Origin of the sequence: Pseudonocardia charpentierae (assembly GCF_031845345.1) — a bacterium.
Classification (GTDB): Bacteria; Actinomycetota; Actinomycetes; order Mycobacteriales; family Pseudonocardiaceae; genus Pseudonocardia; species Pseudonocardia charpentierae.
Genome location: NZ_JAVREJ010000005.1, coordinates 239,059 through 265,719, shown reverse-complemented (window position 1 = coordinate 265,719; position 26,661 = coordinate 239,059). Strand labels below are relative to the sequence as shown.

At 72.8% G+C, this 26,661-nt stretch carries 26 protein-coding genes and 1 riboswitch; of the genes, 9 read left to right on the top strand and 17 right to left on the bottom strand.

Annotated features, from left to right (window positions below; genetic code table 11):
* Nucleotides 1-68 precede the first annotated feature (68 nt).
* A riboswitch (cobalamin riboswitch) is annotated at nucleotides 69-289 on the bottom strand.
* Nucleotides 290-386: 97 nt separating this feature from the next.
* On the top strand, nucleotides 387-1,373 hold the full coding sequence (locus RM445_RS10570) for a hypothetical protein (RefSeq protein WP_311555993.1): 987 nt from the start codon (nucleotides 387-389) through the stop codon (nucleotides 1,371-1,373).
* On the opposite strand, the gene RM445_RS10565 is transcribed toward RM445_RS10570, so the two are convergent.
* Entirely contained in the window at nucleotides 1,332-1,943 is a 612-nt protein-coding gene (locus tag RM445_RS10565; protein ID WP_311555992.1) for a histidine phosphatase family protein, read from the bottom strand. The two genes, RM445_RS10570 and RM445_RS10565, sit on opposite strands and share 42 nt — an antisense overlap.
* Nucleotides 1,944-1,972: 29 nt before the next feature.
* Complete coding sequence (locus tag RM445_RS10560) at nucleotides 1,973-3,199, bottom strand: cytochrome P450 (RefSeq protein WP_311555991.1); 1,227 nt, start codon at nucleotides 3,197-3,199, stop codon at nucleotides 1,973-1,975.
* A 156-nt stretch (nucleotides 3,200-3,355) separates the two neighbouring features.
* On the opposite strand from RM445_RS10560, the gene RM445_RS10555 reads away from it, so the two are divergent.
* Nucleotides 3,356-3,934, top strand: coding sequence for a copper resistance CopC family protein (locus tag RM445_RS10555; protein WP_311555990.1), 579 nt, complete (start codon nucleotides 3,356-3,358; stop codon nucleotides 3,932-3,934).
* 11 nt (nucleotides 3,935-3,945) lie between these two features.
* Here the strand turns inward: RM445_RS10555 and RM445_RS10550 are convergent, their stop codons facing one another.
* The 4 genes from RM445_RS10550 to RM445_RS10535 all read right to left on the bottom strand — a co-directional run bounded on the left by RM445_RS10550 (nucleotide 3,946) and on the right by RM445_RS10535 (nucleotide 8,090).
* Nucleotides 3,946-4,407, bottom strand: a complete 462-nt coding sequence (locus tag RM445_RS10550) for a hypothetical protein (protein WP_311555989.1) — start codon at nucleotides 4,405-4,407, stop codon at nucleotides 3,946-3,948.
* Between the two features lie 79 nt (nucleotides 4,408-4,486).
* On the bottom strand, nucleotides 4,487-5,248 hold the full coding sequence (locus tag RM445_RS10545; RefSeq protein ID WP_311555988.1) for a hypothetical protein: 762 nt from the start codon (nucleotides 5,246-5,248) through the stop codon (nucleotides 4,487-4,489).
* Nucleotides 5,248-7,350, bottom strand: coding sequence for a hypothetical protein (locus RM445_RS10540; RefSeq protein WP_311555987.1), 2,103 nt, complete (start codon nucleotides 7,348-7,350; stop codon nucleotides 5,248-5,250). The genes RM445_RS10545 and RM445_RS10540 overlap by 1 nt, the downstream gene beginning before the upstream one ends.
* Before the next feature lie 158 nt (nucleotides 7,351-7,508).
* Nucleotides 7,509-8,090, bottom strand: coding sequence for a helix-turn-helix domain-containing protein (locus tag RM445_RS10535; RefSeq protein WP_311555986.1), 582 nt, complete (start codon nucleotides 8,088-8,090; stop codon nucleotides 7,509-7,511).
* A gap of 80 nt (nucleotides 8,091-8,170) precedes the next feature.
* Between RM445_RS10535 and RM445_RS10530 the strand changes: the two genes are divergently transcribed.
* The 3 genes from RM445_RS10530 (at nucleotide 8,171) to RM445_RS10520 (ending at nucleotide 10,881) form a co-directional block, all read left to right on the top strand.
* The gene (locus tag RM445_RS10530; RefSeq protein WP_311555985.1) at nucleotides 8,171-9,184 is read left to right on the top strand and encodes an NAD(P)/FAD-dependent oxidoreductase; all 1,014 of its coding nucleotides are present in this window, start codon (nucleotides 8,171-8,173) and stop codon (nucleotides 9,182-9,184) included.
* 62 nt (nucleotides 9,185-9,246) lie between these two features.
* Complete coding sequence (locus RM445_RS10525) at nucleotides 9,247-9,594, top strand: hypothetical protein (RefSeq protein ID WP_311555984.1); 348 nt, start codon at nucleotides 9,247-9,249, stop codon at nucleotides 9,592-9,594.
* Between the two features lie 141 nt (nucleotides 9,595-9,735).
* The gene (locus RM445_RS10520) at nucleotides 9,736-10,881 is read left to right on the top strand and encodes a glycerol dehydrogenase (protein WP_311555983.1); all 1,146 of its coding nucleotides are present in this window, start codon (nucleotides 9,736-9,738) and stop codon (nucleotides 10,879-10,881) included.
* Between the two features lie 49 nt (nucleotides 10,882-10,930).
* Here the strand turns inward: RM445_RS10520 and RM445_RS10515 are convergent, their stop codons facing one another.
* From RM445_RS10515 to RM445_RS10495, 5 genes are all read right to left on the bottom strand, one after another.
* On the bottom strand, nucleotides 10,931-12,397 hold the full coding sequence (locus RM445_RS10515) for a benzaldehyde dehydrogenase (protein ID WP_311555982.1): 1,467 nt from the start codon (nucleotides 12,395-12,397) through the stop codon (nucleotides 10,931-10,933).
* Nucleotides 12,394-13,230 (bottom strand): IclR family transcriptional regulator, encoded by an 837-nt coding sequence (locus RM445_RS10510; RefSeq protein ID WP_311555981.1) that lies wholly within the window; start codon nucleotides 13,228-13,230, stop codon nucleotides 12,394-12,396. The genes RM445_RS10515 and RM445_RS10510 overlap by 4 nt, the downstream gene beginning before the upstream one ends.
* Complete coding sequence (mdlC, locus tag RM445_RS10505; protein WP_311555980.1) at nucleotides 13,227-14,828, bottom strand: benzoylformate decarboxylase; 1,602 nt, start codon at nucleotides 14,826-14,828, stop codon at nucleotides 13,227-13,229. Before mdlC ends, RM445_RS10510 begins: the two co-directional genes overlap by 4 nt.
* A 2-nt stretch (nucleotides 14,829-14,830) precedes the next feature.
* Nucleotides 14,831-16,141, bottom strand: a complete 1,311-nt coding sequence (locus RM445_RS10500) for an MFS transporter (protein ID WP_311555979.1) — start codon at nucleotides 16,139-16,141, stop codon at nucleotides 14,831-14,833.
* 111 nt (nucleotides 16,142-16,252) lie between these two features.
* Nucleotides 16,253-17,089, bottom strand: a complete 837-nt coding sequence (locus RM445_RS10495) for a metallophosphoesterase family protein (protein ID WP_311555978.1) — start codon at nucleotides 17,087-17,089, stop codon at nucleotides 16,253-16,255.
* A gap of 48 nt (nucleotides 17,090-17,137) precedes the next feature.
* Here RM445_RS10495 and RM445_RS10490 point away from each other — a divergent pair, with 48 nt between their 5' ends.
* Nucleotides 17,138-18,457: a cytochrome P450 gene (locus RM445_RS10490; RefSeq protein ID WP_311555977.1), complete on the top strand. Its 1,320-nt coding sequence runs from the start codon at nucleotides 17,138-17,140 to the stop codon at nucleotides 18,455-18,457.
* Between the two features lie 49 nt (nucleotides 18,458-18,506).
* On the opposite strand, the gene RM445_RS10485 is transcribed toward RM445_RS10490, so the two are convergent.
* The 4 genes from RM445_RS10485 to RM445_RS10470 form a co-directional block, all read right to left on the bottom strand.
* On the bottom strand, nucleotides 18,507-18,911 hold the full coding sequence (locus tag RM445_RS10485) for a DUF3037 domain-containing protein (RefSeq protein WP_311555976.1): 405 nt from the start codon (nucleotides 18,909-18,911) through the stop codon (nucleotides 18,507-18,509).
* The gene (locus RM445_RS10480; RefSeq protein ID WP_311555975.1) at nucleotides 18,908-19,774 is read right to left on the bottom strand and encodes a HipA family kinase; all 867 of its coding nucleotides are present in this window, start codon (nucleotides 19,772-19,774) and stop codon (nucleotides 18,908-18,910) included. The genes RM445_RS10485 and RM445_RS10480 overlap by 4 nt, the downstream gene beginning before the upstream one ends.
* Before the next feature lie 37 nt (nucleotides 19,775-19,811).
* A complete protein-coding gene (locus RM445_RS10475) occupies nucleotides 19,812-20,378 on the bottom strand; it encodes a DoxX family protein (RefSeq protein WP_311555974.1) in 567 nt (188 codons plus the stop codon).
* Nucleotides 20,379-20,469: 91 nt separating this feature from the next.
* Nucleotides 20,470-21,102 carry a DoxX family protein gene (locus RM445_RS10470; RefSeq protein ID WP_311555973.1) on the bottom strand — a complete coding sequence of 211 codons (633 nt, stop codon included), beginning with the start codon at nucleotides 21,100-21,102 and terminating at the stop codon, nucleotides 20,470-20,472.
* Nucleotides 21,103-21,299: 197 nt separating this feature from the next.
* Between RM445_RS10470 and RM445_RS10465 the strand changes: the two genes are divergently transcribed.
* A complete protein-coding gene (locus RM445_RS10465; protein ID WP_311555972.1) occupies nucleotides 21,300-22,091 on the top strand; it encodes an ROK family protein in 792 nt (263 codons plus the stop codon).
* A 46-nt stretch (nucleotides 22,092-22,137) separates the two neighbouring features.
* Complete coding sequence (pgi, locus tag RM445_RS10460; protein WP_311555971.1) at nucleotides 22,138-23,814, top strand: glucose-6-phosphate isomerase; 1,677 nt, start codon at nucleotides 22,138-22,140, stop codon at nucleotides 23,812-23,814.
* Here pgi and RM445_RS10455 read toward each other — a convergent pair.
* Together RM445_RS10455 and RM445_RS10450 are read right to left on the bottom strand one after the other, a co-directional pair.
* Entirely contained in the window at nucleotides 23,811-24,584 is a 774-nt protein-coding gene (locus tag RM445_RS10455; protein WP_311555970.1) for an MBL fold metallo-hydrolase, read from the bottom strand. The genes pgi and RM445_RS10455 overlap by 4 nt on opposite strands.
* Nucleotides 24,581-25,384, bottom strand: a complete 804-nt coding sequence (locus RM445_RS10450; RefSeq protein ID WP_311555969.1) for an alpha/beta hydrolase — start codon at nucleotides 25,382-25,384, stop codon at nucleotides 24,581-24,583. Before RM445_RS10450 ends, RM445_RS10455 begins: the two co-directional genes overlap by 4 nt.
* A 199-nt stretch (nucleotides 25,385-25,583) precedes the next feature.
* Here RM445_RS10450 and RM445_RS10445 point away from each other — a divergent pair, with 199 nt between their 5' ends.
* A complete protein-coding gene (locus RM445_RS10445; protein WP_311555968.1) occupies nucleotides 25,584-26,654 on the top strand; it encodes an ABC transporter substrate-binding protein in 1,071 nt (356 codons plus the stop codon).
* The last annotated feature ends 7 nt before the right edge of the window (nucleotides 26,655-26,661 follow it).

Here is a 26,661-nt window from a genome sequence, read left to right as displayed (position 1 = left end):
GCCGGGGGCGCACCGCGCCACCGTCCGCTCCGGCCCACCCACGAGGCACACGGATCCGCGCACACCGGCAGGTGCGCGCACCGGCGGCAGGTCTTCGGACTCGTGGGCACCCACCGGAGGATCCCGGTGGACCTACTGACCGTCGCTTCCCGGGCTCCCACCCAGTGCTTCGTTGACGGCTGTCGTTCCCACTCACCGCTGCGGGACAGTCCCGGATTCTCACCGGGTTCCCTCTTGCCCCGGATCCTGTGCGAAACACCGGACCCGGACCGTCGGCAGCAGCACTCTAACCCCGCCTGCGACCTGCGCACATCCCACTATGTGATGTGTCTTGTGATATCCACTTCGCCTTGACGCCGGTCTCCGGCACCGTCGACGCTGTGCGGATGTCCCGGGCTCCCGCCGTCGCCGGCCGCCGCTTCGGGGCCGGTGTCCTCCTCCGGATCGCCGTGGGTGCGCTGCTCGCGGTCGTCCTGCTGCCGCTCGGCGCCACGTCCGCAGCGGCCCACGGTGGCACCGAGTCCCCCGTCGTCGTCAGCAGCATGCCGCGGGTCCTGTCCCTCGAGCCCGCCGTCCCGGGCCTGGACGTCGTGGTGATCGACGGCGGGGCGCGCCTCCGGCTCGACAACGACACGGCACAGCCGGTGACCGTGCCGGGTACGGAGGCCGGCCGACCTCGTGTCGTACCGCCCGGCGGGTCGGCCGCCTGGACCGACGCCCGGCTCGGCGACCCCGCGGCGCCCCCTGCCGGCGTCGGGGCGTGGGCGGTGCCGCTCGCCGTCGGCGATCTCCCGGTGACGGTGCGCGGCGACCGGGTGTGGCCGCCCGCTCCGCATCCCTTCCCGTGGTGGGCGCTCACCGTCGCCGCGCTGCTCGGCACGTACACCGTCGGCGGGCTGGCGGTGGAACGTGGCCGTCCCGGTGGGGCGAGGACGGCACTGGCCGGAGTCGTCCTCGTCGTGACGGCGGCCTACGTCGTCCACGTGATCGGCTCGTCGCTCGTGGTCGCCGAACCTCCCGGCCTGGTGGCGCTGCTCGGCGCCGCAGGGATCGGCATGGCGACCTGGCTGCTCGGTCCCCTGGCCGCCGCGCTGACGCTGCGCGGACACCTGCTCGGGGCCGCGCTCTACGGCTCGGTCGGCGTCCTCACGGCGCTGCTCACGCTGTCCGACACCCTCACGTTCCACCGCGCCGTTCTCGCCTTCGGCGGGCCGTTCGACCTGGACCGGATCGCCACGGTGATCACGTTCGGCGGCGGTCTGGGACTGTTCCTCGTCGCGATCACGGCGTTCCGCCGGGTCGAACCGGCAGTCGAACCGGCACCCGATAGGTCACTCGCCACTCCCACGACCGCGTCGGCTCCCGCGGCCTGACGCGGCCGCGCTGCGGACGGTCCACCGGCTCGGTCCGCCGCGCAGGTCCGTCCACGTCATCGGCGCGACGTCGAGCCGCCAGAACGCCGACGGCGGCGCCCCGAGCACGGCGACGACGACCGCGCGGACGACCGCAGGCGCGCACACGGCGAGCGTGTGCCCGGTCGGCAACCCGGCCAGCCAGTGCCCTGTCCTTTCGATCAGTGCGGCGAGCGGTTCGCCGCCGTGCGGTGCCGCCGCCGGGTCGGCCAGCCATCCCGCGACCTCCGCCGGCTCCTCGGCGGCGACGTCGTCGAGCGTCCGGCCGGCCCAACGGCCCATGTCCCATCCCGCGAGGCCCGGATCGGGATCGGGCGTGCACCGCAGGCAGGCGCTCGTCTCGAGGCACGCCCGCTCCGGTGCGCACCGCACCCGGTCGGCCCGCGGCAGGTCTGCGGCCCCTGCCTCGGCCCACGCCCGCCCGCGGGCGTCGAGCGGCTCGTCGGCGGGGAACGCGGCCGAGGCCGTCACCGAGGTCGGGGCGTGTGCGAGCAGCGTGACCCGGCCGCCGGGCTCCGGACGGGCGTCCATACGGCGGACCGTAGCGCTCCGCGGCGGCGTCACCACGTCACGGGGAGGGCCCGGATCCCGTGCACGAGGGAGTATTCACGGAACGCGATCCGGTCGGGCGCAACCGCCGGCGCCAGGCCGGGGAACGCGCCGAGCAGGGCCGGGAGCGCGATCCGGAGCTCGAGCCGGCCGAGCTCCGCGCCGAGACAGCGGTGCAGGCCGTGTCCGAAGGCGAGGTGCGGGACGGGAACGCGGTCCGGGTCGATGTCGTCGGGATGTGCGCCGAACACGCCGTCACGGTCGGCCCCCGACAGCGAGCACAGCACGATGTCCCCGACCTCGATCGCGACGCCTCCCACCGACGTCGGCGACGTGGCGAACCTCGGGAACGCGACCTGGACGACGGAGAGGTGTCGGAGCAGTTCGTCGACGAGCCGCCCGACCGGGATCCGACCGGTGCGTAAACCGTCCGCCAGTGACGGCTGCTCGAGGAGCGCGAGCGTTCCGAGCGCGAGCATGGACGCGGTGGTCTCGTGGCCTCCGCTCAGCAGACCGTCGGCGAGCTCGGCCAGCTCACGGTCCGACAGGTCGTCGCCGTGGCGGGCGATCAGGTTCGCGAGCAGGCCCGGCCGGGGATCGACCCGGTGCCGGGCGACCAGCTCCCCGAGGAGGTCCAGCGAGGCGTTGACCGCGGTGAGCGAGTCCTCCATCGATCCGAACGTGTCGAAGCGCGCGATGCTGCACTTCTCCAGCTCGTCGCGGTCCTCCTCCGGGACGCCGAGCAGCTCACCGATCACCTGCGACGGCACGGGCACCGCGAAGTCGGCCACGAGATCGGCCGGCGGCCCCTGCGCGGCGAGGGCGTCGATCCGGGAACGGACGACCGTCTCGATCCGCGGGACGAGGGCCTGCAGGCGCCGTCCGGTGAACTCGGGGGTCAGCAGGCGCCGCAGCCGGGTGTGGTCGGGCGGATCGGTGAAGCCCAGGCCGCCGGGGTTCTGCGCGGCGAGGGTCTCCAGCCCGGTCCCGGCGAGATGGCGCAGGTCGTTGCTGAACGAGCTGCTGTCGCCCAGTACCCGGCGGACCTCGTCGTAGCCGGTGACCAGCCACACCGGGGGTACGCCGTCGTCGGCGTCGAGCCGGGCGACCGGGCGTGTGCGCCGCACCTCGCCCAGGTCCGCGTCGGGGTCGAACCGGTTCCGCAGCAGCGGCAGGAGGAGCGGGACCGGATCGACGCTGCCGGACGCGGGGGACGCGGCAGCGGGGCACGAGGTCATGCTCCTGATACGTGTACCGACGCCGTCGGGGTTCCCGACTCCACCCGCCATTTCTCATGACCCCGCACACAGCCACCGGAAACCGGCGCGGAACAATTCCGCGGGCCCGGCCGACAGGCCGGTCGAGCTGCAGACATCGACAGGAGAGGGGCTTTCGTGACGATTCTGCGCGGCGCTCTGTCCGTGCTCTTGGCCGTTTTCGCCGTTTTCCTCACGGCCGGGCCGGCCATGGCACGCACCACCTTGAAGGGCAGCGATCCCGTGGAGGGCGCGTCGCTGTCGTCGGCGCCGGAGAAGGTGACGCTGACGTTCGAGGGAGCGGTGTCGCTCCCCGCCGACCCGATCAACGTCACCGGCCCGGACGGGTCGTCGTGGATCGTCGGTACGACGACCGTCACCGGTGCCTCCGTCACCGCACCGGTCCAGGCCGTGGGCCCGTCGGGCCCGTGCACCCTGAACTACACGGTGATCGCGGACGACGGGGACGAGGTCAAGGGCTCCGTGCGCTTCACTCTCGCCGCCGCGGCCACCGCGACGACCAGCGAAGCCGCTCCTGACACGGTCTCCGCCGCGACCGCCATCGCGACCGCGGCCGCCGAGCCGGCTCCCGCGGCCGCCGGCGGCGCGAGCAGCGGGACGTCCGGGTGGGTCTGGGTGGCGATCGTCGTGATCGTCGTCGGCGTTCTCGCCGGCCTCGGGGTGATCCGGACGCGCCGCGGCGCGGGCCGCGAGTGACCGCTGCGAGGTCAGGTGGCGCGGGCGGGTGATCGGAAGAAGGCGTTGACGCGCGGGTGGAACATGGCCGCCATCGCGACGATCACCGCGAGCAGGTGGGCCGCGCGGAGCCCGACGATCAGCAGGGTGGCCCCGTCGGCCGCCGCCAGGAACGTGCCCGGCGAGCCGCCGACGGCCCACCACGCCACCGGCTCGGCGATCAGCGACAGCGTGCCGATCCCGCCGACCACCACGGCCACCGCGATCCGGACAGCGGGGCGTCCGGAGGCGAGCGCGAGCACCGCCGCGGCGACGACGGCGTAGACCCCCGACCGGGCCGCGAGCTCGCCGGCCGTCGGCGGATCGGGAAGAACGAGACGCACGGCGGTCTCGGCGACACCGAAGGCGACGGCCGCGAGCCACGCAGTGATCGACCAGCGCAGCGGGTCGGGAAGCGGGGCGAGCCGGCGGGCCGGGCGGAGGCGATCGGTCATGGATCGAGCGTGGCGCCCGCCGGGGCGGCGCGGATCAGGTGGATCCCGGAGGCGGGTCCGGGATGCGGGGAGGCCGACCTCAGGGGCGCTGGGCCGGCGGGCTCGTCACCCGGAACCGGCGCAGCGGTGGGGCCGCCGAGCCGAACAGGTCGTCGTCGTCCGGCTCCACGTCCGCCCCGTCGGCCGGTTCGATCAGCCCCTCGACCACCACCCGCAGCCGGTCGGCCTGCTCCCCCACCGCCAGCAGGCCGCGTGCCGTGCGGCCGGGAGCCAGCGAGGCCGGGGCGAGAACGGCCGGAAAGATCCCGTCGGGCGGGGCCACGAGCGAGAACCGCGACGGCGGGGCGGACCGGCCGTCGCGCCACTGCCCGTCGACCTGCACCCGCACCCGCAGCGACGCCGGCTCGACCTGGAAGGTCACCGGCTCGGTACCGACACTCGCGAAGGCCACCCGCACATCTCCACCGTCGAGCACCTCGGCGGCCAGCTGCACCACGGCCACCGGATCCTGCCGGGCGCGGTCGACGAGGTCGGAGAGCAGCTCGGCCGCGGTGCCGTGCGGGCCGCCGAGCGGGTGCGTGGCACTGCGGCCGTCGACGTACGCCGTGACCACGGGCTCGGTCCGGCCGCGCGTCCGGGGGTCGGCGTCGATCAGGTCGCGGGCGAGGGCCTCGGTGACGCGCAGCTCCGGCGGGTCGAGCGTGGCGCGGAACGTCCCGGCGCGGTCGGCCCACGCCGGGTGGGCGGCCACGAGCACCTCGTAGCTCACGGTCCCGTCGGTGTCGACGACCAGCCGTTCGTGGCCGGGTTCCGCGAGCTCGAAGGTCAAGAGTGCGGCCACTACGTCGTCTCCGTCTTGAAGGCGTCTTCTTCGGGCTTCTTGAACTGGGTGTTGAACTGATCGAGGATCTTGGCCAGGTAGTCGATCCGCAGACCGCCCTCGTTGCCTGCGCCCATCATCGACATCACCGTGAACGACGTGTGCTGGGTGGTGGGGGCGGCCGTCTCGCCGGTCATCTTGGCCCCGGGCACCGCCGTGCCCGGGGCGGCCTGCAGGGCCCGCATCTTGGCGCTGACCTTCGCGACGGCCGCGGCCACCCGCGGGTCCGGCGCGGCGACCGGCGCGGCGCTGGTGCCCGTCGGTGTCGCGGTGCGGTGGGAGTCGATCTCGGTCTGGACGGCCGCGGTGATCGCGTCGATCTGGCCCTGCATCATCGTGGCGAAGGTCGAGTTCAGGAACGTGTTGATCGCTTCGCCGCCGAGCGACAACGAGAGCGACTCGGCGACGCCGCCCAGGAACTTCGCGAGCTGCGTCTCGTCGGCGGCGGACGTCGCATCGAGGGCCCAGGTGCGGTAGTCGTCGCCCGCCTTGCCCTTGATCGCGGCAGCCTGTGCGCCGAGTGTGTCCGCCCCGGCGGTCCAGGTCGCGGTCAGCGCCTGCAGCTCGGAGACGAAGCTCCCCGACGGGCGCAGCGACGGCGGTGCCTTGCCACCCTTGCCTGCGGGAGCGTCCATCGTGGCTCCCGCGACCTTCTCCGCCGCCTGGTTCAACGCGCCGCCCGATGCCGCCTTGTTCACCGTCTGCGAGGTGCCGATCTCCACGTTCATCGTCGACGCCTGGCCCGAGGCGTTCGTGATCGGGATGGCCACGCGCTGCGCGCTGAAGATCGCCTTCCGCAGCGCGCTGAGCACCAGTGTCTCGATGCTCTTCGCGCCGATCTGCTGCTTGACGATGGTGCGGGCGATCCTGCCGGTGTCGACGCCCGCGCCCTGGTGACGCAGCAGCGCGTCGACACGTCCCACGAGCGCGGGGTGGCCCCCGGCGGTGAGCTGCGGCCCGACCTCCGCCTTGACGGCGTCGATCACGCCCGCGTCCGACCACAGACCGGCGATCGCCGCGCGCACCTCCTGCTCGAGGTGCGCGCGCTTCGCGCCGATCGCCTTGGTGGCCCGGGCCGCGCCGGCGCGGGCGTGCTGCGCCAAGGAGGGCGCCATGGCCCGCAGGACCATGTACTTCGTCGCCGCGTCGTCGAGCCTCTGGTCCTCCCCCGCGGCGAGCGTCGGCGACGCCTGGTGCATGAGCTTGTGCATCTGGGTGTTGCTCTGCGAGTACTCGTCGGGGATGCCCAGCAGGTGGCCGTACTCGTGGGCGGCGGTCTTCACCGCCTCGTTCGGGTCGCCGGTGTCGTAGTCGCCCATGTTCATGAACCAGTTGCCCGAGTCGATCCGCTTTCCGGGCCGGGACGAGTCGGCCGCCTCGGTCTGCGGGTGCACGTGGACGATGGGCATCGTGCCGTCGTCGGTCGGGCTGTACTCCGGCGTGGCCTTGAACTTCACCGGCAGCCGCACGTCCACGGCAGCCGGCGGCGCGGCGGTGCCCGGCTCGGGTGGGGCGGTCGTCCCGGAAGCCGGGACAGGGGTGGGCGCCGCGGCGCCTGGCGCCGGTGTGGTGCCCGTGCCGGTCGCGGGCGGCGGCGGGTGGGCCTTGGTGACGAACACGTACTTGCTGCCCCACGCCGCCTCCACGCCGGCGCACATGTTCGCGATGTAGGTGCGGCGCGCGGTGTCGGCGGCCGGGATCTGCCGGTCGTCGGGCGTGACGAAGCGGATCTTGACGACGAGGTCGACCTGGGTGGCGCCACGGGTGAGGTCGTAGTGCACGTCCTGGCTGTACACGTGCGGGGTCAGGGCACGGGTGGAGCGGTTGCGCGCGTCGTAGGGCTGCAAGAGGTTCTCGTCGAACGCCCCGTCGACGTGCACCCGCTGCACGACCGGCGCCGCCGGTCGTCGCCCGCGTTCGAGCGACACCGCGACGGCGCGGTTCCCTGCCGCGCGCTGCAGCCCGATCACCGCGTCGTGCGCAGACGTGGGAGGAACGGCGGCCGGACGCGGCGCCGGATGCTCCCGCGCGTGCTCGCGCCGACGGGCGTGCTCCTGCCCCACGCGATCAGCCTAAGGACGCCGCCGCGGAACGCACTGCCCCAACGTGCAGACGATCGTGCAGCGCCGTTCCCGCCCTCTTCGCAGACGTGGCGCACTCGTCGCAGAGGCGACCGCGTCGGCGAGGAGGCCGGGCTCTCTGCGAGGACGCCGGGAGCGCCTCAGCCCTTCGGCCGAGCGCGCAGATGCGCGCGCTCGCCCTGCTTGCCGAACAGGCTGAGGAACTCGACCGCCGCTCCCCCGACCGGGCCGAACCAGTGGGGTGTCCGGGTGTCGAACTCCGCCGCCTCGCCGGAGGTGAGGACCAGGTCGTGGTCGCCGAGCACCAGCCGCAGCCGCCCGTTGAGAACGTAGATCCACTCGTATCCCTCGTGGGTCCGCGGATCGGGCTCCTCGGGCCGGCCGCCGGGCGACATGATGATCTTGAAGGCTTGGATCCCTCCCGCGCGACGGGTCAGCGGGAGCATCGTCATGCCGTTGCGGGTCACCGGGCGGAGGTGGACGCGGGGATCGCCGGTCGGTGGGGCGCCGACGAGCTCGTCGAGGGTGACGCCGTAGACCCGGGCCAGCGGGAGGAGCAGCTCCAGCGTGGGGCGGCGGCTGCCGGACTCCAGACGCGACAGCGTGCTCTTGGAGATGCCGGTCTGGGACGACAGTTCGTCGAGCGTGATGTCGCGTTGCTTGCGCAGCGCGCGCAGCCGTGGGCCGGCTGCGGTGATGGCGTCGTCCAGGTCGTCGTCCACTCCTGCATGTTGCCACATCAGCAACGAAAGTTGCCGATGTCTGCCGAATCGGCGCATGGTCTGTCGTGGAGGTGGTCGTGATGGACGAGTGGATGGACGACGCAGAGGTCGTGGTGGTCGGTGGCGGCGCAGCGGGGTTGAGCGGGGCGCTGATGCTGGCCCGGTCGCGGCGGGCTGTGATGGTGATCGACGCAGGAGCTCCGCGCAATGCGCCGGCCGAGGGAGTGCACGGCCTGCTGGCCCGCGACGGCACGTCTCCGGGCGAGTTGCTGGCACAGGGCCGGGCGGAGGTCCGGCGGTACGGCGGCGTCGTCGTGGACGGGGAGGTCACTGGAGCCACGCGGGACGGCGACGGGTTCATCGTGGCCCTGGCCGACGGTCGATCGGTCCGGGCGCGGCGGCTGCTGGTGACCACCGGCCTGGTCGACGAGCTGCCCGACGTGGCCGGCCTGCGCGAGCGGTGGGGCCGCGACGTGCTGCACTGCCCGTACTGCCACGGCTGGGAGGTCCGCGACCAGGCCGTGGGCGTGCTCGCGAGCGGGCCGATGTCGGTGCACCAGGCGTTGCTGTTCCGGCAGTTGACCGCCGACGTCACCTTCTTCTCCCACACGCTTCCCCCGACCGCGGAACAGGCCGAGCAGCTCGCGGCCCGCGGGATCAGGGTTGTCCACGGGGAGGTGACCGCGGTCGAGGTCGCCGACGACCGGCTGACGGGTGTCCGGCTGCGCGACGGCCGAGTGGTCCGCCGCGACGCCGTCGTGGTCGCGACGCGGATGGTCGCCCGGGCGGATCTCCTGGCAGGTCTCGGGCTGCGGGCCGTCGAGCACCCGAGCGGGGTCGGTGAGTACGTCCCCGCCGACCCGACGGGCCGGACGGACGTGCCCGGGGTGTGGGTCGCCGGCAACGTCACGGACCTGACCGCGCAGGTGGGCGCCGCGGCGGCGGCCGCCGCGATGGCGGGAGCGCAGATCAACGCCGACCTGGTCATGGACGAGACGCAGGCGGCGGTCGCCGCGTACCGCGAGCCCTTCTCGGCGGAGTCCGAGGCACGGCTGTGCGCGGCGGTGGCGGGCGACCGGCGCCACGGTTTCTGACGCGGTTCCGAGCCCGCCCGGTGCGGGTAGCGTCGGTCGCGGGCGCGCGAAGGGAGACCGCCATGTCGGGGATCGTGCTGCGGGTGGCGCAGGTCGTCGGAGTGCTCGTGCTGGCAGGCATCGCGATCAGCATCGTGGTCGGGTTCGTGCAGAGCCTGCTCGGTCTCGCGCTGATCGTCTCGATCCCGCTCGGCGCCTGGTGGCTCTACCGCCAGGTCAAGGCCCGCGACGCGCGCCCCGCCGTCGCCGGTCGTCCGGCGGGCCGTCGGGCCGAGCTCGAGAGTCGCGCCGTGATCGACGCGGCGGGACGGTGCGGGTGGTGCGGGTCGGCGAGCCTGCACAAGGACGATTTCGGCTTCCCGGTCACCCCGCTCGCGTACCACCGGGCCGAGATCGACGCGATGCTCTGACGCCGCACGACCCGTGTCAAAGTGAGACAACCGGCACCGGTGGCGGTGTGCCGTGCCTAGGGTCGTTGTCCACAGTGTGCTGTCGCCGGTCGACACAGGTCCGGTGCGGCACGGACATCGTCGTCAGGTCTGGAGTCCGCCGTGGCCGCACCCGTCCGCACCGTGATCAGCCCGAGCCGCTACGTCCAGGGCAAGGGGGCAATCCACCAGCTCGGCGACTACCTCAAGACGATCGGGTCGACGCCGCTGCTCGTCGCCGACGACCTGGTCTGGGGTCTGGTGGGGCACGACGTCGAGGCGTCGCTGAAGAACGCCGGCCTGCCGGTGCAGCGCGAGACGTTCCGCGGCGTGCCGAGCGCGAAGGAGGTCGACCGGCTCGTCGGCGCGATCAAGAGCTCGGGGGCGGACGTCGCGGTCGCGATCGGTGGCGGGAGCACGATCGACGCGGTCAAGGCGGCGGGCTTCCTGGCCGACATCCGCTGGGCCAACTGCCCGACGGTCGCCTCCACCGATGCGCCGTGCAGCGCGCTGTCGGTGATCTACACCGAGGACGGGGAGTTCGAGGAGTACCGCTTCTTCCCCCGGAACCCGGACCTCGTGCTCGTCGACTCGCAAGTCGTCGCCAACGCGCCGGTCGACCTGCTCGTCGCGGGCGTCGGTGACGCGCTGGCCACCTGGTTGGAGGCCCGGGCGACGGCCCAGTCGAACTCCAACACGATGGCGGGCGGGCTGCCGACGCTGACGGGGACGGCGCTGGCGAAGCTCAGCTGGGACGTCCTGTGGGACAACGCGCTGCAGGCCGTCGACGCGGTGCGCGACCACCAGGTCACGCCCGCGCTCGACAAGGTGATCGAGGCGAACACGCTGCTCTCCGGGCTCGGCTTCGAGTCGGGCGGGCTCGCCGCCGCGCACGCGATCCACAACGGGCTCACCGCCGTCGGCGCCACGCACGGGCTCGCGCACGGGCAGAAGGTGAACATCGGCTCGGTGACCCAGCTGGTCCTGGAGGGTGCCCCGGCGAGCGAGATCCGCGACTTCGTCGAGTTCACCACGCGGGTCGGGCTGCCGAACACGCTGACGGAGGTCGGCCTGAGCGCGGACGACCTCGACTCGCTCAAGACGGTCGCCGACGCCGCGACGGTCGAGGGCGAGACCATCCACGCGATGCCCTTCGAGGTGCGCAGCGCGGACGTGGTGAGCGCGCTGGCGTCCATCGAGCGGTTCTCGACGCGCGTGCGACAGGAGGCGCGTCTCCCGGAGCCGGTGCGCTACGTCGCGCACCACTGAGCAGGCGGGCCCGCCCCCACCCGGCGCGGGGCGGGGCGGGCCCGATCGCTCAGAACGGGTAGGCGGGCAGGTCGCCGCGCACCGTCACCCACTGGGTCTCGGTGAACGCCTCGAGGTTGGCCGCCGCACCGCCGTGTCGCGAGCCGGTGCCCGACTCACCGACCCCGCCGAACGGGATCAGCGCCTCGTCGTTGACGGTCTGGTCGTTGATGTGCACCAGCCCGGACGGGATGCGCTCGGCCAGCTCCAGCCCCTTCATCACGTCGCGGGTGAGGATGCCCAGCGACAGCCCGTACTCCGTGCCCCCGGCCAGCGACACGGCCTCGTCGAGGCTCGAGAAGGCGACGACGGGGGCGACCGGCCCGAAGATCTCCTGCGCGTAGGCGGGCGCGGTCAGAGGGACGTCGGAGAGCACCGTCGGACGGTAGAACAACCCCTCGTAGGTGCCGCCCGCGCGGAGCGTCGCGCCCGCGTCCACCGAGGTGGTGACGACGTCATGGACCCGGTCGCGCTGGGCGGCGTCGATGATCGGGCCCATGCCGACGTCGCCGCCGGACGGGTCGCCGACGGGGATCCGGTCGGCGTGCTCGGCGAGCACCGTCGCGTAATCCGCCGCGATCGAGTCGGCAACGAGGTGGCGGCTGGTGGCCATGCAGATCTGCCCGGAGTGGTTGAACGACCCGAACGCCCCGACCGACACCGCCTTCTCCAGGTCGACGTCGTCGAGCACGATCAGCGCGGAGTTGCCGCCCAGCTCCAGGTGCACCCGCTTGAGCCGCTTCGCCGCCTGCTCGGCGATGATCTTCCCGGCGCGCGTGGACCCGGTGAACGCGATGACCCGGATCACGGGGTCGTCCACCACCGCCGCACCGACGTCCGCGCCACCGGGCAGCACGTGGAACAGCCCGGGCGGCAGCCCGGCCTCCTCGAAGATCCGGGCGAACACCACACCGCCGCACACCGCGGTGCGGGGATCGGGCTTGAGCACCACCGCGTTGCCCAGCGCGAGCGCCGGGGCGATGGCCCGAATGGCCAGGATGATCGGGGCGTTGAACGGCGCGATCACCCCGACCACGCCGACCGGCAGCCGCCGCGCCATCGACAGCCGCGGCTGGTTCGACCGCAGGATCTCGCCGTAGGGGTGGCTCGCCAGCCCGGCGGCCTCCCAGCACTCCTCCGCGGCCACGGCACGGGTCTGGAAGCCGGCGAACGGCCGGATCGCCCCGGACTCCCGGACCAGCCACTCGTGGATCTCGTCCTCGTGCTCCACGAACAGCTGACCGGCGCGCCGCAGCACGGCCGCGCGCCGGTCGTAGGGCAGGGCCGCCCAGTCGCGCTGGGCCTGAGCGGCGGTCTCGGCCGCCTTGTGGACGTCCGACTCCGAGGCGGCGCCGACGCGGGCGAGGGTGGTGCCGGTGGCGGGCTCGACGGCGTCGTACTCGCCGCCGGAACCGGCCACCCACCCGCCCGTGGTGAAGATCTTGCCCTCCCAGCGGGCGCGGTCCAGGAACGTCATGGGGTACTTCCCTTCTGCAGTCTGGTGGAGCGGTGGGCTCGCGGCCGCAGCCCCCGGGAGATACCGGCGGCCGCGACGCGCACCGCCGGGACGAGCGAGGCGAGGTCGCGCCGGTCGGCGGGCACGACCACGGAGATGGCGGCGACGACGTCGCCGTTCGGGCCGCGGACCGGGGCGGCGACCGACGACGCGCCGTCCGTCGTCTCCTCCCGCGAGATGCAGTACCCGGACTCGCGGATCGCGACGAGTGCGGCGTCGAGCAGGTCGCGATCGACGATCGTGTTGCGAGCCAGCCGTGGCAGCGGGCCGGCGAGGACCTGCCGGACGACGTCGTCGGGTGCGTGGGCGAGCAGGATCTTGCCTGGCCCCGTGGCGTACAACGGCAGCCGGCGCGCCACGCGGGACCGGACGTGCACCTCGGGACGGGCCATGAGGCGTTCCAGGTAGAGCGCCTTGTCGCCGTCGCGGACGACGAGGTGCGCGACTTCGTGGGTGACCTCGAGCAGGTCGTGCAGGAACGCCAGCGCCACGTCACGCAAGGTACGGGCCTCGGGCGCCAGGGAGCCGAGCTGCCAGAGCCGCAGCCCGATCCGGTAGCGGCCCCGGCCGACGCGCTCCAGGGCGCCCCACGCCACGAGTTCGGCGACCATGCGGTGCGCGGTGGCCGACGGGAGTCCCGCCTCGCGGGCGATCGCGCCGAGCGTCCGCTCGGCCCGTTCCGTCGAGAAGGTGTCGAGTACGGCGAGCGCCCGCCCGAGGACGGAGCGGCCGGGATCGGTCGAGCCGGCCACTCCGTCGTGCACGGGGCCCTTCTCCACGGCTGGAACGGTCACGGCGCGAACGTGGTGTCCGGAACCACCGCGACCTCGAGCACCAGCGGCTCGGTGCGTTCGCCCAGCGTCGGCACCACCTCGTCGAGCACCGCGAGCAGTTCGTCGTGGGTGCCGACGCGGGTGGCCGGACACCCCAGGCCTTCGGCCAACGTCGAGATGCTGACCTCCTCGAACGCGGGCCACGGCGCCTTACCCGCCCCGTGCTGCTCGGCGAGCCGGTCCATGACGGCATAGCGGCCGTTGGCCAGCACGACGAACAGCACGCCGCACCCGTAGTGCGCCGCGCTCCACAGGGCCTGGATCCCGTAGAGCGACGAGCCGTCGCCGACCACCGCGACCACGGGGCGGCGTGGCTCGGCCATCCGGACGCCGATCGCGGCCGGCAGGGCGAAGCCCAGCCCACCCATCGCGGCGCTGAGGAAGCCGAGCGGAGCGCGGGCCGGGAGCAGCCGGTGCAGGTCGGGGCGGCTCGACGGCGTCTCCTCCACGACGACGGTGTCCGCCGCGACCCGCTCGGCGAGCGCCGCCATGACGTGCGACGCCCGCAACGGCTCGCCGTCGGTGGGCGGCCGCGGCGGCGCCGGCCGGGTGGGCGCAGGTGTCGTCGCGGAGCGGGCGGTCACCCGCTCGGCGAGGGCGACACACACCGCCGCAGGTCCGGCGACCACCGCGAACTGCACCGGACTGTGATGGGCGTCCTCGACGTCGTCGGTGACCAGCGCGACGGTGGTGCCGGGGTTGACGAACGGGCCCTGCTCGTAGGGGTACTGGCGGAACACCGGCGCGCCGACCGCCAGCACGACGTCGTGGCCGCCCAGCGCCTCGCGGAGCCGGGCCCGGCCGGCGGGCAGGTGGCCGGCGAACAGCGGGTGGTCCTGCGGGAAGCCGGCGCGGGCGGCGAACGATTCCTGCCACACCGGGGCGTCGAGGCGCTCGGCCAGGGCGACCAGCGCGGCCCAGGTCTCGGGGTCGTCGGCGTCGGCCCCGACCACCAGCGCGGGCGAACTCGCTCCTCCCACCAGGTCGGCGAGCTCGGCGAGAGTTGCCGGATCTGCCGCCGTCCCGCGGTGCAGGCGGGCCGGGGCGGCGATCGGGGCGTCGTCGGCGGGCTCGGCCCAGTCGTCGCTCGGCACGATCACCAGAGCGGGTCCGCGGCCGTCGACCGCCTCGTGCCAGGCGCGGGCGATCGCGCTCGGCACGTCCTGCGCGCGGGCGGGCTGGTTCACCCACACCGGGTAGTCGCCCGCCAACCCCGCGAGGTCGCCCGCCAGGAACGGCCGGTAGACGAGGTGGCGCCGGTCCTGCTGGCCGACGACCACCACGAGCGGGACGCGGTTCGTCCGCGCCGTCGCGAGGGCGCCGACGGCGTTGCCGAGGCCCGCGGTGGTGTGCAGGTTGACCAACGCCGGCCGGCCCGTCGCCGTCGCGTGACCGGTGGCGATGCCGACGACCGAGCCCTCGTGCAGTGCGAGCACGAACCGTAGGTCGTCGGGCAGGCCGGTGAGGAACGCGATCTCCGTGGAGCCGGGGTTGGCGAAGATCGTGGTCATCCCGAAGCGGCGGAAGACGTCGAACGTGGCGTCCCGGACAGTGCGCATGGTCAGTTCCGCGTCCCACCCACGTGCCGCTCGCCGGCGTGATCGGCCTCGTCCTCGTCGACCGGGAGCGGCTCGTTCGGCGCCGGGTCGCGGTTGACCAGCATGATTGACAGCGCGCCGAGCGCGGCGACGACGGCGAAGATGTAGAAGCCCCACGGGTAGGCCAGCCCGACGGTGAGGAGCCATCCGCCGATCAGCGGGCCGGAGATGGCGCCGAGCCGGCCGAACCCGCTGGCCGCGCCGACGGCGGTGGCCCGCACGACGGCCGGGTACAGGTGGCTGATGTAGGCGTAGACCAGTACTTGTGCGCTGAACACGAACATGCCGGCGAGCAGCACGGACACGTACACGCCGATACCGGGCAGCTTGATGCTCAGCAGTGCGAGGAACAGCGCCGCCCCGGCGAACCAGGCGATGGTGGAGCGGCGGTTACCGATCCGGTCGGCCACCTTGCCTGCGATCAACAGACCGAGAACCGCACCGACGTTGAGCACCAGCAGCAGCGCCAGCGCAGCACCCAGTTCATAGCCGGCCGAGCGCATGATCTGCGGCAGCCACGTGTTCAACCCGTAGACCAGAAGCAGACCCATGAACGAGGTGATCCAGAACGCGATGGTCGACCGGGCGAGACCGTGCTGGAAGAGGATGCCGACGGGGTTCTTGCTCCGCTTGGCCGCACCGCCCGCCGGGGAGTCGAGGCCGGCGCGAGCGCGGAGGAAGGCGTCCGACTCCGGCAGGTACTTGAGCAGCAGCGGGACCAGGACCAGCGCAGGGAGCGCGCCGATGACGAACATCGACTCCCAGCCGTATCGCGGGATCAGCAGGATCCCCAGTAGCGCGGTGGCGACCGCGCCGACGTGGTAGCCGGTCATCAGCGAGGTGGTCGCTGTGCCTCCGCGGCCGGTCCGGGCGAACTCGTTGACCATCGCGATCGCGGTGGGCAGTACCCCGCCGAGCCCGAGCCCGGCCAGGAACCGCAGCAGACCGAAGATGAAGGGGTTGGGCGCAAAGGCGCAGGCGAGCGTGAGCACCGAAAAGATGATCACGGTCCAGACGACGGTCCGGCGCCGGCCGATGATGTCGCTGATCGCTCCGACTGCCATTGCGCCGAGCATGACCCCGACCAGGCCGACCACCGACACCAGCGACGCGGTGTTCGGTGTCAGGCCCCAGCCGGGCTCCTGGAGCAGGGAGGGCAGAACCACCCCCAACACCACCAGGTCGAAGCCCTCGAGCGCCACTGCCGTCCAGCAGAGTGGAGCCACCCAGCCCGAGTAGCGCGCCCGGGGGTCCTCCGTCTTCCGTATCGTCATTCATCTCCCCTTCGAGACGTGAGCGCCGTCACCGTGTGCTGAGGCGTAGCCAGACCGGCATCAGCGGAAACCGCCGGTTCTCCACTGGTTGAGAGGAACGTCGAAGTTCGGTCACGGGGCAGGGAGGACCGTGCGTAGGAGCGGGTCGGGGACACCCCGGGTACGCCACTCGCGCGGGTAACCCAGTGACACCTCGACGAAGCGCACGCCGTCCTCCCACGTCTCGCGCGGGATGTGCAGGTGGCCGTAGACCACCGCGGCGGCCCGGTAGCGGACGTGCCAGTCGGCCGTCGCCGTCGTGCCGCACCACAGCGCGAACTCCGGATACCGCAGCACCCGCGTGGGCAGCCGGGTCAGCGGCCAGTGGTTGACCAGCACGGTGGGCAGGGCGGGATCGCAGGCGTCGAGCCGCGACCGGGAGTACGCGATCCGGGCGGCGCACCAGGCGGCGCGGTCGGGGTACGGGTCGGGCGCGAGCAGGTGCTCGTCGGTGCACACCACCCCGGCCCGGTACGCCGCGGCCAGGCCCTCGTCCGCGGTCGAGGTGCCGTCGGGGAGGAACGAGTAGTCGTAGAGCAGGAAGAGCGGCGCGACCACCGCCGGGCCGCCGTCGCCGGTCCAGACCGGGTACGGGTCCTCCGGCGTGAGCACGTCGATCTCCCGGCACGCCTGCACGAGGTGGCGGTAGCGCTCCTCCCCCCGCAGCGGCACGCCCTCCTTCGCGCGGGTCCACAGCTCGTGGTTGCCCGGCACCCACACGACGGAGGCGAACCGGTCGCGCAGCAGCGCGAGCGTGCCGACGACGTCGTCGATCCGCTCCGCCACATCCCCGGCGACGATCAACCAGTCGCCGTCGGACCCCGGCCGCAGGTCCTCGACCATGGCGCGGTTCTCGGGGTAGCGGACGTGCAGATCGGAGACGGCGAGGAGGCGGGGAGCGGGCACCACACCGTTCCTACCGGCCGTCGGGTGCCCGCGCTGGGTAGCGTGGGTGAGGTGGGTGGGTTCGACGCACGGCAGCTTCTCCGGTGGGGCCTCCGGCACGGGCTGATGCGGGGGCTTCTCCTCCGCCGGGCCCGGACGGGCGATGTCGGCGCACGGATGATCTTCGACGAGACGCTGCGGGACGACCCCTACCCGTCGTACGAGGAGCTGCGGGCGCGGGGACGGATCGTGGTGACCGGGCTCGCGCGGATGACCGTGGACCACGACGTGTGCACGGCCGTGCTGCGCAGCCCGCATTTCGGCACGGCCGTCCGCTCTCCGAACGAGCTGGCCCGGCCCGTGAAGCTCGCGATGCGGCTGGCGGAGGGAGGCCCGCTCGACCCGGCCGACCCGCCGTCCATGCTCGCCGTCGACCCTCCGGACCACACGCGCTACCGCAAGCTCGTCACCCGCGCGTTCAGCGCACGCCGGATCGCGGCGCTGGGCGGGCGGGTGGCGGAGATCGCCGACGAGCTGCTCGACGACATGGCGGCGAAGGCCCCGACCGGCACCGTCGACCTCGTCGCGGACTACGCCAGCCTCCTGCCGGCCACGGTCATCGCCGAGATGCTGGGTGCACCGGTGGAGATGCGGCGGCAGTTCCTGCAATGGGGCGCCGGCGTCGCGCTGTCACTGGATCCGGGCCTGACCTACCGCGACTACCGGCGGGCCGAGCGGGACCTGGCGGCGCTGCAGGGCTGGATGGTCGGCCACCTGGAGCGGGTCCGCCGCTCCCCCGCCGACGACATCCTCTCCGCCCTCGTCTCGGTGCACGACGACGAGCGGCTGACCGACGAGGAGCTGCTGAGCATCGCCTCGCTCCTACTCGCGGCCGGGTTCGAGACCACGGTGAACCTGCTGGGCAACGGCGTCGCGCTGCTCCTGGAGCACCCGTCGCAGCTCGCGGCGCTGCGTACGGGCGCGGCGTCCTGGGCGGGAGCGACCGAGGAGGTGCTGCGGTTCGACTCGCCGGTGCAGCGCACGGCCCGGCTGGCGAAGTGCGACACCGAGGCGGCAGGCGAACCGGTGGCGGCGGGGCAGCTCGTGGTGCTGGCCCTGGGCGGGGCGAACCGCGATCCCGCGGTGTTCGCCGACCCGCAACGGTTCGACGTCACCCGCACCGACGCCGACCGCCACATCGCCTTCTCCCAGGGACTGCACTACTGCCTCGGGGCGGGGCTCGCGCGGATGGAGGGCGAGATCGGGCTACGGGCACTGTTCGAGCGGTTCCCGGACCTCGCGCTCGCCGGTCCCCCGCACCGGCGCCCGACCCGCCTGCTGCGCGGGTTCGACGCGATGCCGGTGACGCTCGGAACCCCGGCCCACGTCTGACGCGAGCCTTGCTGGTGCACGCGAGTCTTGCGATCGTGCGCGCGGCGCGTCAGCTCGGCAGCGGGAGCACCAGCTCGGTGAACAGGCGGGCGAGCTCGGCCTCCGGGTCGGTGGTGAGGCCCGTGTGCACCGGGCCGGGCTGCACCATCGTGCTGCGTGGGGCGGTCAGGCGGCGGAAGCGGCGGCCCCGGTCCTCCTCCCCCGCCGGCCCTGCGCGGCGCGCCTCCTCGGGGTCCTGCCCGCACACCTTCTCCAGCGCCCGCAGGACACACGCGATGCCGTCGGCGTCGGCCCGCGGGTCCAGGGCGTGCAGGCGGGCCTCGTCGAGGTGGACGCGGGCGCCGAGGTAGTCGAGGCCGCGGCAGTAGAGCAGCACCCCGGCGTTGATCGCCTCGCCACGCTCGATCCGCGGCACCACGCGGATCGCGGCGTACTCGAACGGATGGCGGGTCACGTGGGCCGCCTCCAGATCTGCCGCGCCGGCCGCGGCGAGCCGGTGGTCGCGCCGGTTCGGGCAGGGTGCTGCGCGACCGCCTCTCGCAGCGGCGGCAGCCACGCGTCGCGGGCGTCGCGGCGGGCGAGCAGGCGCCTGACGTACGCGTCGCGCACCTGGGCGACGTCGGCGAAGCCCGGCACGTCCAGCCAGCGGTCGGGCACGCGTGCCACCGCCGCTCTTACCAGTTCGGGTGTCACGAGGGGAGCCAGCTCGGCGTCGGCCGCGTCGAGATCAGGAGACGCCGTCAGCAGGACGTGCGCCGACGCGTCGTACGGCCTGGCCGCCCCCACTGCCAGGACCTCGGGCGGCTCGGGGCCCGACCAGCCGTGGTGGAAGGTCAGGGTGGCGCCGTGGTCGATCAGGTACGGCGCGCCGTGCCAGCGCAGCATGTTGACGTTGCGCCAGGTGCGGTCGACGTTGCCGACCAGCGCGTCGAACCACAGCACCCGCCCGGCGAACCCCGGGTCGACCGGGAATGCGCCGGGGTCGAGGTCGAGGGCACCGGGCAGGAAGTCCATGCCCAGGTTCAGCCCGGGGCTGCGGCGCAGCAGGTCCTGGACCTCCTGGTCCGGCTCGGCCGTGCCGAGCGCCGGGTCGAGCTCGACCGTCACCAGTTCCGGCACCGGCAGCCCCAGCCCGCGCGCCAGCTCCCCGCTGACCACCTCGGCAACGAGCACCGGCACACCCTGGCCCGCGCCGGAGTACTTGACGACGTAGGTGCCGAGGTCGTCGGCCTCCATCAGCCCCGGCAGCGACCCGCCCTCACGCAGCGGCGTGACGTACCGGACGGCCGTGACGTGGCGCAACGCGGAGGCGGACATCGCCCACATGATCGCACCGCGCCCCGCGGCGGCCGGGTCAGGACTCGGCGCCGGGCGACGGGTCGGCGAACGGCGACTCGCCGAACGACGTGGCGCGTCCCGAATGATCCGGCGATAGCGCGTGCTTAGCGGGGGGCCGGAAGGTCGCCGTCACCGCCGACGACATGTCGTCGGCGGCCAGGTGCTCCTGCCGGGAACGGACGAGATGATCGAGCCCGTATCGGCCCGACCCCGCCGCGGCCAGCGCCAGGAGCACCGCCGAGATCGCCCCGACCAGCTCCCAGCCGTTCGAGGCGACGAAGATCCCGTTCGCGATGTGGACGAAGACGGCGGCACCGACCATCACCACCAGGTAGCAGGCCGCGACGACCGGGAGCAGCGCGCCGACGAGCACGAGGACGCCGCCGACGATCTCGACGACGGTGACGAAGGCGGCCGAGAAGATCGCCACCGGGATGCTCATCGACTCGAAGCCCGCTGTCGTGCGGCCGAGACCGTTGATCATCAGCTTTTGGTAGCCGTGGGCGAACATGATCGTTCCGAGCAGGAGCCGGGTGAGCAGAAGCGCGACGTCGCGCGTCGGCCCGGGCAGGGGACGGTTCACGGGATGATCCTCCGGTCGGGGCGCCGGAAACCTACCCCATCCGCGTGACCCAGTTCACTCCGCTGGTCGACTCACCCGCCACTCTCCGCGATCAGTGTCGGCGAGCGGGTGTCGGACGGCGCTGCATCGGCGACGGCCCCGTCCGCTCCGGCTCGTCGAACGCCGAGGGCGCGGGGCGCCACTGGTTCGACTCGGGCGCGAGCCGGATCAGAGGCGTCACCGGCAGCCCCGGCGGAGGGATGAAGTCCTGCTCGTAGGTCGCCGGCGCCGAGGGTGGCGCGGGGGCCTCGACCGCCGCGGGCCGCCGGCGCCGCTCCCGCAGCAGGTGCACGAGGCTGAACCGGCCCGGACCCGCCGCCGCCAGTGCGAGCAGCGCACCAGCGATGGATCCGACGAGCTCCCATCCGCCGTCGCTCACGAACACGCCGTGCCGTCCGTGCACGAACACCGCCGCCCCGACCATCACGAAGCCCATGCAGCCGGCGACGACGGTGGTCAGGAGCCCGAGGATCAGCAGCACCCCGCCGACGACCTCGACGACGGTCACGAACGAGGCCGACACGATGGCCACCGGGATGCTCATCGACTCGAAGCCGGCGGTGGTGCGCCCGATGCCGTTGACGACGAGTTTCTGGTAACCGTGGGCGAGCATGACCACGCCGAGCAGCACGCGCGTGATCAGGAGCGCGACGTCGCCCGCGGGAGCGGGCAGGGAGCGTTTCACCGGGGACCTCCTCGACGGGGCCGTCATCCGTGTGCCCCTCGATCGGGCAACGACCGCTCACCGCTTCCGGTGACGGCTCGGCCACGAGACGTGCCCGCCCCTCGATGCCCGGCGTTCGCGGATGACACGGTCGGTGCCCACGACTAGCGTCGCGCCGCGACGGCTCGCGACAGGAGCCTCAACGGTGAGGGAGGGTCATGGGCGACAGCGGTCCGCGCACGCTGGCGATCGACGTCGGAGGGACCGGCCTGAAGGCCGTGGTGCTCGACCCCGAGGGCGAGATGATCTCTGAGCGGGTGCGTGTCGAGACCCCGTACCCGTGTCCGCCGTCGGTGCTGCTCGACGCGCTGGACAAGCTCGCGAAGACCCAGCCCGAGTACGACCGCGTCTCCGTGGGGTTCCCGGGCGCGATCCGGCGCGGCCGGGTGCGCGAGGTACCGGCGTTCTCGCGACGTGGGCAGGGCGAGCCGCCGGACCCCGATCTCGTCAGGAAGTGGTCCGGCTTCGAGCTCGAAGACTCCCTGCAGGAGCGCTTCGGCCGCCCCACCCGCGTCGCGAACGACGCCGACGTGCAGGGCTGCGCGGTGGCGACCGGCGCCGGCATGGAGCTGGTGATCACCCTCGGCACCGGGGTGGGCTGCGCGGTGTTCTTCGACGGCGCGCTGCTGCCGCACATGGAGCTCTCCCACGGCCGCTTCGCCGAAGGCCTGTCGATCGAGGTCGCGTGCGGCGACCACCACCGGGAGAAGATCGGCAACAAGGCGTGGCGCAAGCTCGTGATGAGCGCGCTCGACACCTTCGAGGCCATGGTGCTGCCCGACCACATCTTCATCGGCGGGGGCAACGCCAAGCGGCTCGACCCGGACACGCTGGGCCCGAACCGGACGGTCGTCCCGAACATCTCCGGGTTGCTCGGCGGCATCAAGCTCTGGGAACGCGCCTTCGGGGCCGCGGCGCTCGGCGACGTCCCCAGCACCTCGAAGTCGTAGGCCGTCCCCGCACCCCCTCCCACGCCACTCGCGGAAGGATCACCCCGTGGCCGACACCGAGCAGAGCACCGACATCAGCGCGACCCCCGAATGGGCCGAGGTCGCCCAGCACCACGCCGCCGTGGCTCCACGCCACCTGCGCGAGCTGTTCGCCGACGACCCCGGGCGCGTCGAGGCGCTGACCACGACCGGCGCAGACCTGGTCATGGACTACTCCAAGAACCGCATCACCCGCGACACCGTCCCGCTGCTGGCCGCGCTCGCCCGACGGGCGGGCCTGCCGGAGCGCATCGAGGAGATGTTCACCGGCGTCCACATCAACACCAGTGAGAACCGGGCGGTGCTGCACACCGCACTGCGCCTGCCCGACGACGCATCACTGACCGTCGACAGCCAGAACGTCGTCACAGACGTGCACGCGGTGCTCGCCGAGATGACGCAGTTCGCCGACGCCGTGCGCTCGGGCGAGTGGACCGGGCACACGGGCGAACGGATCCGCGCCGTGGTCAACATCGGCATCGGCGGCTCGGACCTCGGGCCGGTGATGGCCTACGAGGCGCTGCGCGCGTACAGCGACCGCACGCTGACCTTCCGGTTCGTCTCGAACATCGACCCGACGGACGTCACCGAGGCCGTCCTCGACCTCGACCCCGAGACGACGCTGTTCATCGTCTCGTCGAAGACCTTCACCACCCAGGAGACGCTGACCAACGCCCGGGCGGCCCGCGACTGGCTGGTCGAGGGCCTCAGCGGCGACGAGTCGGCCGTCGCGAAGCACTTCGTCGCGGTCTCGACGAACGCCACGGAGGTGCGCAAGTTCGGCATCGACGAGGCCAACATGTTCGGCTTCTGGGACTGGGTGGGCGGGCGCTACTCGCTCGACTCGGCGATCGGGCTCTCGCTCATGGTCGCCGTCGGCCCGGACCAGTTCGGGCAGTTCCTCGCCGGGATGCACGCGATGGACACCCACTTCCGCAGCGCGCCGCTCGAGGAGAACCTGCCGGCCATCGCCGGCCTGCTCAACGTCTGGTACTCGAACTTCTTCGGTGTCGAGACCCACGCCGTGCTGCCCTACAGCCAGTACCTGCACCGCCTGCCGGCCTACCTGCAGCAGCTGACGATGGAGAGCAACGGCAAGTCGGTCCGGGCCGACGGCACCCCCGTCACCACGACCACCGGCGAGATCTTCTGGGGCGAGCCGGGGACGAACGGCCAGCACGCCTTCTACCAGCTCCTGCACCAGGGCACCCGGCTCGTGCCGGCCGACTTCATCGGCTTCGCCCAGCCGAACCACGAACTGCCGGTCGACGGTGACCCGGCCGCGGGTGGAACCGACATGCACGACCTGTTCATGGCCAACCTGTTCGCGCAGTCGGCCGCGCTGGCGTTCGGCAAGACCGCGGAGGAGATCGCGGCGGAGGGCACGCCCGCGGAGATCGTGCCGCACAAGGTGATGCCCGGGAACCGGCCCAGCACCACCATCCTCGCCCCGAAGCTGACCCCGTCGACACTCGGCCAGCTGATCGCCTTCTACGAGCACATGACCTTCGTCGAGGGCGTGATCTGGGGGATCGACTCGTTCGACCAGTGGGGCGTCGAGCTGGGCAAGGTGATGGCCAGGCAGTTCGGACCGGCGCTGACCGAGCGGGAGCCCGACATGTCGGCGCTGGACGCGTCGACGGCGGCGCTGGTCGGGCTGTACCGGGAGTGGCGGGGACGTTAGAGGTCGGCCGGCTCCCCGAGCGGGAGCCACCGCACCGAGGTCCGGACGTCCGGAGCTCCGGCGAGGGCCGCGTCGACGTCGGCGCGGCCCTGCCGGAAGTGTGCCCAGCCCTCGTAGTGCACCGGCACCGCGACGCGCGGCCGCACGAGCCGCAGGATCTCGACGGCCTGCGTGGCGGTCATGCTGTAGCGGAGCGGGCCGGTGACGGGGAACTGCACGCCGCCGAGGTGGAGCACCGCGACGTCGACGGGGATCCGCCGTGCGACCTCGCGGAGACCCGCGAACAGCACGGTGTCCCCGGAGATCCACAGCGCTCCCGCTGCGCCCTCCCACGTCAGGGCGAAGCCGACGACGTCGCCGGCGACCGGCCTACTCAACGGCGGACCGTGCCGGCACGGCGTGGCGGTGGCCGTGATCGCGGGCCTGCCCGGGGCCTCGAGCCGGGTCGTGACCCACGGGTCGAGCCCGAGGGCGTCGACCGCGAGCCGCCGCGCTCCCGACCTGGTGGTCACCACCGTCCCCGCCTGAGGGAGCAGCGCACGTCCCCGGTCGTCGAGGTTGTCGGCGTGGTGGTCGTGGGTGAGCAGCACGGCGTCGAGCGGACCGAGATCGTCGGGCGCGACGGCCGGGCCGGTGAGCTTGGTCGACGACGTCCCCCAGCCGAACGCGTAGCGTCGGCCGGGCGGGTCGAAGGTCGGGTCGGTGAGCAGCCGCCACCCCGCGACCTCGATCAAGAGGGTGGGACCGCCGACGTGCGTGCAGCGGATCACCGACGGGCGTTGCGCAGCGCCCAGGCCAACACGTAGTCGGCGATCTCCTCCCAACCCGGCGCGGCGGGCAGCAGGTGGGGCATGTCGCTGAACTCGACCACGCGGGTCAGGGTCTTGTCGGAGCGGTAGTGCGCGGCGTTGGACCACTGCACCTTCGGCGGCATGATGTTGTCCTGGCTGCCCGCCACGAACAGCAGCGGGGCGCGGTCGCCGTTGCTGTAGTCGACCCAGGTGCCCTGGTGGCCGGGCGTGAGGTTGGCCAGCGCGCTCTCGAAGAGGATCGAGCCCGAGACGGGCACCGCGTAGCGCTCGAAGAGGGCCCGCGCCTCGTCCTCCGGCAGCGTGTTGGTGAACGCGTAGTTCCACTGTTCGAAGTCGTAGGTGACGGCGCGGTGCCGGTTCGCCGGGTTGCGCAGCGCCGGGAAGGTGGCCTTGACCTGGGACAGCGGGACGACCGGCACGCCCTCGGTCGGGGCCGAGTTCAGCGCGACGCCCGCCGCCCCGTAGCCGTGGTCGAGCAGGATCTGGGTGAACGCACCGCCTGCCGAGTGGCCGATGAGGATCGGCGGGGTATCCAGCGCACCGACGACGGACTCCAGATGCGCGACGATCCCCGGGATCGTGATCTTCTCGACCGGCGACGGGTCGGCGTGGAGCGACTCCACCTCCACCTCGAAGCCCGGGTACGCCGGCGCCAACACGCGGAAACCACGCTGCTCGTAGTGCGACACCCAGTTCTCCCAGCTCCGGGGCGTCACCCAGAAACCGTGGATCAGGACGATCGTGTCGGGGGCGCTCATCGAAACTCCTCGGCGACGGAAAGGCGCTGGTAGGAGGAGCCTGGCGGACCGGCGACCAGGAGGACAAGGACAAATCGGAACGTATCCCCACGGCGATCATCGCCGTGCGCAGCGTGACGGGACACGATCGCAACATCGCCTTGATCTTCGGTTAACACGGGTCAACCTGGGGGAAACTCGACGCTTCTAGCTTGCGCAGATGCTCTCCACCTCTCTTGATCGTCGCCGTTTCCTCCGCATGTCCGGATTGGCACTCGGCGGCGCCGCAGCCCTGGCGGCGTGCGGCGGTGCCCCGGCCGGCTCGAGCAGCGGTGGCGGGGCGAGCGGCGCGGCGACGCCCAACGGCACGGTCGCCGTGCAGCTGTCGTGGATCAAGAACGTCGAGTTCGCCGGCGAGTACATGGCCGACACCAAGGGCTATTACGGGGCAGAGGGCTTCGAGAAGGTCGACCTGCTGGCAGGCGGGTCGGCGAGCACGGGCGTCGAGACCAACCTCGTCAGCGGCGCGTGCTGGGCCGGTCTGTCGGCCCCGGTGCTCACCGCGCCGGCCGTCGTCCAGGGCGCCCCGCTCAAGATCGTGGGTGCGACGTTCCAGAAGAACCCCTTCTGCGTCGTCTCGCTCGCCGAGAAGGGGATCACCGAGCCCGGTCAGCTGGTCGGCAAGAAGATCGGCGTGCAGGACACCAACGACAACGTCTGGACGGCGTTCCTCAAGGCCAACAGCCTCGACCCGGCGTCGATCACCCGCGTTCCGGTGCAGTTCGACCCGACACCGGTCACGACCGGCGAGGTCGACGGGTTCGTGGCGTACCTGACGAACGAGCCCAACGCGCTGAAGGTCCGCGGTTTCGAGACGGCCACGCTCAGCTTCGCCGACAACGGCTTCCCGCTCACGGCGGAGACGGTCACCGTGCTGCAGGAGACGCTGGACAACGAGCGCGACAAGGTCAAGGCGTTCCTGCGCGCCGAGATCAAGGGGTGGAAGGACGCGCTCGCCGACCCCGCCGAGGCGGCCCGGTTGGCCGTGGAGGTGTACGGCAAGGACCTCAACCTCGACCGCGCCGAGCAGGAGCTGGAGATGCAGAGCCAGATCCTGCTGGTCAACCCGCCCGATGCGAAGCCGGACGGGTTGTTCAACGTGTCGGACGCGCTGGTCGAGGAGAACATGAGGTCGCTGGCGCTCGCGGGGATCGACCTCACTGCGGACCAGCTCTTCGACCTGTCCCTGGTCAAGGAGATCTACGCCGAGGACCCGTCGCTGAAGGTCTGAGTCGAAC